Source organism: Scytonema hankhaensis NUACC26, from assembly GCF_045865695.1.
Classification (GTDB): Bacteria; Cyanobacteriota; Cyanobacteriia; order Cyanobacteriales; family Nostocaceae; genus Scytonema.
Genome location: NZ_BAACAP010000036.1, coordinates 1 through 5,228 on the forward strand (window position 1 = coordinate 1; position 5,228 = coordinate 5,228).

General features: G+C 40.3%; 4 protein-coding genes. 3 read left to right on the forward strand and 1 reads right to left on the reverse strand.

Annotated elements, in window-relative coordinates:
- Positions 1-438: 438 nt before the first annotated feature.
- A complete protein-coding gene (locus ACKTT2_RS00645) occupies positions 439-1,464 on the reverse strand; it encodes a DUF932 domain-containing protein (protein ID WP_407882939.1) in 1,026 nt (341 codons plus the stop codon).
- Positions 1,465-1,876: 412 nt separating this feature from the next.
- Between ACKTT2_RS00645 and ACKTT2_RS00650 the strand changes: the two genes are divergently transcribed.
- The 3 genes from ACKTT2_RS00650 to ACKTT2_RS00660 form a co-directional block, all read left to right on the forward strand.
- Entirely contained in the window at positions 1,877-2,587 is a 711-nt protein-coding gene (locus tag ACKTT2_RS00650; RefSeq protein ID WP_407882945.1) for a response regulator transcription factor, read from the forward strand.
- 12 nt (positions 2,588-2,599) lie between these two features.
- Positions 2,600-4,564 (forward strand): sensor histidine kinase, encoded by a 1,965-nt coding sequence (locus ACKTT2_RS00655; RefSeq protein ID WP_407882941.1) that lies wholly within the window; start codon positions 2,600-2,602, stop codon positions 4,562-4,564.
- Positions 4,561-5,228 (forward strand): DUF928 domain-containing protein (locus ACKTT2_RS00660; RefSeq protein ID WP_407882943.1); only part of this gene is annotated, 668 nt, incomplete at its 3' end. The genes ACKTT2_RS00655 and ACKTT2_RS00660, both read left to right, overlap by 4 nt.

The window sequence follows — 5,228 nt, forward strand, 5'->3', positions numbered from 1 at the left end:
AACAGATTGAGATCCCCCCTAGCCCCCCTTAAAAAGGGGGGAAAGTACTTAAAGTCCCCCTTTTTAAGGGGGATTTATGGGGATCGTGTGTAGCAATCATTTGGAGAATTGGTATAAGATCAATAGTGAGAACAGATGTGCAGTTTTCTGTACAGGAGGATGCTCTATTGTGTTAATAAATCATCTTAATACGGCATTCTAAGAAGCATAAATAGGTCTTTTGTAGCAATAGAATACTTTTTATTATGTGAGTTATCAAAGCAATTTATTTCTGAGTTATTAAAAACTCTTAACTTGAGAAAAAAATTTTGTTTTGCATAAATTTGCATATCTTGGAGCTTATAAGTATGAAAGAAACTCGACTTTTGACAACCTTGAATTGTCTTTCACTTTTCCCAGATACCCGACTTCGCTACTTTGCAAAAGTCGGGTATTTTGCTAGCAACAAGTTGCTTCACGTCTACTCTCTTTCAAAACATCGTACACATGAGTTTTATTAGCAATCCGAATCAGATCTAAAGCGACTTGATGTGCTTTGACACGCAGTTGAGCATTAGCACCAAACCAAGTAGATTCCAATCTCTGTGCATCAGATGTCCCTCTTTGACGATCTAACCATTGTGTAATGGCATTGTAAGCATCCCAAAGAGTCTTGCCTTGATTCCCAATTCCATTCTCAAAGTTAGCCAGAAGTTGATTCCAATCAGAATGCATTCTAGGGCTTGGAATGCCCAAAACCGCTCCCGTGTATGTTGCAAATAGTTCGCTGTTGAGTTCCTGATTTGCCATCGCTTGGTACTCTTCAACGCTGAAATGAAACTGTCGCTTTGTTAAGTCAACTAAATCCTGTACTTTAGCTAGCTGAGCCTGGAGATCGAGAGTATGCGGGATACAAATTGCTTGCTTGTTCCATAAATCTCCAAAGCGATGTGCGACGGCTCCACTGAGAGTATTCCAGCAGACGACACGAATGGGAGTAAATTGAATCCATACAGCTGATGAGCCATCATGAGAGTTGTGCAACAACAAGTAGGGGCGCACCCAGTCCCCAGGAACAATAGCAGCTTCAGTGGAAACGATTTTTGCCAGAACCCAAACTCTCTTACCTTCCTGAAGACTACCAGCCGCCTCCAGTTCTACACCCCCTTTTTCAATCAAAGGGTCAAACCACCGGAAAGCATCCTGATTTTGCAGGGGTACGTAGTCATACTTGACTGTTCCTAGAATGTGGCGATAAGCCGAAGGCTTAACGGCTGAAGCCGTATCGCAATCTCGTATCAGGTTTTTCCGCAAAACCGCTTGTTCTTGCTCGTCTGTTCGATATATCGGCTCTTCCATCACCCGCCAATTGAGTCCTGCTTGGACTATGGCTTCTGAGGTAGTCGGTGGTTTATTTAAAACTGTTCCTAAACCGTGCCATGCAGCTTTGGCTACGAAAAATCCCGACTCAAATTGGTGCGCCATAAGCAAACCTCCAAGCAATGCATCATCATAACACAAGAGCTTCATATCAAATGAATTTCTGCAAAGTTAATTAACGTTTTTTGGCATGATAATGTGCAGTTTTCTGCCTGGACTGGTTTTTATTCCTTGATTACAATCAGAAGCACGTATTGCAAGAAGGTTGTTGGTGGTTAGTTGTTAGTTGTTAGTTGCTACATCGCTCCTAATGACTGGATTTGACCACTAACAACTAACCACTATCCCAATACTACAAGGGCTGAGAACTTTTGTGGGTTGGGCTTTCCCCTTGGAGAATCTCAACAAATGCTTGTAAATGTTGGGTTTCGTTCCTCAACCCAACCTACGCTGTTGGGTTTCGTTCCTCAACCCAACCTACGCTGTTGGGTTTCGTTCCTCAACCCAACCTACTAAAATGATGACAACAAATGTGAAAGATTTAATGATGAGCCAAGATTCAGCACAGCGAGCAAAGTTAAAACTTCTTGTTATTGATGACCACCAGTTAATTTTAGGTGGAACCCTTGACGTGTTGCGCCAACAGTACCCAACTGCTGAATTTCTCACAGCTAAAACAGCACAAGATGCTGTTAACCAGTTATTAAACTCTCAACCCGATCTTGTTGTTGTAGACCTTTCGATTCCAGAAAAATCGGGAATGACAGCCCAAATTGATACGGGTTTGCAACTCCTGCAAAAGTTAATGCACGACTATCCCAATCTTAATCTTATGGTGCAAAGCAGTTACGTTAAAGCTTTAGCACGAATCAGACACGAAATAGATAATCATCAAGGAGGGTTTACAGTCGCTGATAAAGGGCTTTCCGAACAGGAGATGTTAACTCGAATACACCTTGCTATTGAGGGAGGAACTCATACACGAGATTTAGGAAAAAGAATAGAAGTGAAACCAGAGTGGTTAGAGCTTCTGAGGTTGGCTTTTGAAGAAGGATTAACAGATAAAGCGATCGCAGACAGGATGGTTGTAGCCGAACGCACGGTACGTAATTACTGGACTAAAGTCCAAGACGTTTTGGGTGTTTATCCTGAAGATAGCAAGAAAGATGGCAAGAATATCAGAATTGAAACTGAAATTAAGGCTAGAGAAGAAGGATTAATTGATTAGGTTATTAAGAGTATGCAGCAAGATATCTGGACGTTATTCAAAGAGAAATTTACTATTTGGCGTTTGGGAGGACGCTTGGGATTAGTTGTCGTCGTGTTGGTCATCATAGCGCGTCTCAGTGGTTGGCTGCAATTTTTAGAATTAGTCACCTTTGATACCTTTCTCAGTTGGCGTCCCTACGAACCAATAGATGAACGAATTTTGATTGTTGGCATTAATGAAGCTGATATCAAACGTGTAGGAAAATATCCGATACCGGATAGGGAAATTGCTGAACTTATTAAAAAATTGCAGACATACAAACCGATAGTAATTGGACTTGATATTGCAAGAAATGTACCCGTAGAACCCGGTCATGTTGAACTCGTTGAAGCCTTGAAGCAAAGCAAAAGTTTTATCGGTATTGAAAAAGTCTTACCACCAGATCAATTTTCCTCCATACCGAATTTACCTCTCGAACAAGTTGGTTTTTCAGATATCATTCCAGATAAAGATGGTAAATACAGGCGCACTCTCCTCGGCGCATTGAGTCCTCAAAATCCCAATGATTATAAATTTTCTTTCCCTTTGCGTTTAGCAGAAGCTTACTTATCTCAGAAAGGTATTGTCCTTGAAAATGGCAAACTCGATCGCCAGACAATGAAGTTTGGTAAAACAGAACTTCCCCGCTTGTTATCGAACTCAGGGGGGTATGTGGGAACTGATGCAGAAGGAGTTAAGGTTCTTCTCAACTTTCGTAATGGGAAAGAAAGATTTAGAACGGTATCGCTTAACGATATCAAAACGGGGAATTTTCAGCCAGAATGGATACGCGATCGCATTGTCACGCTCGGTATGACAGCTATTAGCGCTCCTGACTTATTTTATACATCAGCCATTTCAGAATTGCAGCTTCACGGACAGATTTATGGAGTCGAGTTTCACGCTCATGCTGTTAGTCAGATTATCAGTGCTGTTATGGATGGACGACCACTGTTAAGAACTTGGTCGGAGGAGTGGGAATATTTATGGATATTGGGTTGGGGTTTCATTACCATTGGTCTAAGTTTGACAATCAAATCCCCATGGCGCAACCTGTTTGCTGTGAGTTTAAGTAGTCTTGGTCTAATCGCAATCAGTTATTATGCATTACTTTGGGGTTGGTGGATACCTGTAGCACCGATTTTATTAATTTTAGGAATAAATTTTGTAGATTTTCTTAGCGCTTGCTATCAGTACGAGCAATCTCTAAAAGCTCAAATTGCGATCCGACAACACACTATTGAAATGGCATTTACAGAAATCCACAATGGACCATTACAAACCTTAGCTGTACTGTTAAGGAATGTACAAGATCGCGATCTATCCAAAGAAGAATTACTAACAGATATAAAAAATTTGAATTTAGAAATTAGAGATGTTGGTGAATACTTAACACGACAAACTCTTAATATAAAAGAAAGCCTTCGTTTGGGAAGTGGCTTAAAAATAGATTTAAAGCGACCAATTCATGAACTTTTCTATGAAGTTTACAGCAGTACCATTGAACGAAATTTTCCCTACTTTCAAACTCTTAAAGCCAAAGTTCGTTCCTTTGAACCTCTTGAAGAGCAATTTTTAACTATCGAACGCAAGCGAGAACTTTGTCAATTTCTTGAAGAAGCTTTATGCAATATTGGAAAACATGCTGAGGGAGTCACTCGTTTGTCTGCTACAGGAACAAAACAACAAGGATGGTATAGTCTAAAGATTAAAGATAATGGATTGGGTATCCGTTCCAACTGTGAAAGCAAAGGAACTAGAGACAGTAAAAATTTAGCAAAACTACTAGGAGGATATTTTAATCGAGAACGCATGACTCCTAAAGGAACTGTATGTGAGTTAACTTGGCCTCTCGCAGGTAACAGGAGTTGGATTTCCACAATGAAGTTTAGGTTGAAAGCATATTTCCAAAGAAAACTGAGATTTTTAACAAAAACTTTACAACGCAACGTATGAGAAAACAACTTTTAAACCCCTGGCTAGTCACTAGCTGTGTCTTGAGTCTATATTTCACTACTGCTTCCTTAGCTGTAGCACGTTACATTCCCCCTCGCGGTCAAAAACCTCCAAGCGACTATTCTAGAACAGGAGGTGGAAGGGGATGTCCGGAAGATAAAATCCCTTTAACAATACTTGCACCTAAAACACATATTGGAGAGACAACTTCTCGTTACCCTACTTTTGCTTGGTTTGTATCTAATGCTTATCCAGTAGATCTCCGAATTTTTGAATTTGATTCAAACAATCAACCTTCAAAACCAATAGGAGAACCAGTAAAATTATCAAGTTCGGCAGGAATTAACAAATACTCTTTACCAGAGAATCAGCCCGGTTTAACTGTAGGACAAAAATATCTTTGGCAAGCAGCTATCAAGTGTCCGCAAGGATATTTAGTAGAAAGGGCAGAATTTAGAGTAGTAGAAATACCATCATCTCTGACAAAACAGCTTTCCGTGACAAAAGACGGAACCAAAAAAGTAGACTTATATGCTGAAGCTGGTTTATGGTACAACGCCTTAGATGAAGCTCTTAAACTTTCTGATGAGAAAAAACCAGCAACAATAGTTTCAACTCTCCTGCAAGACCTAACAGCTTTAGAAGCACCAAATGCAACAGATAC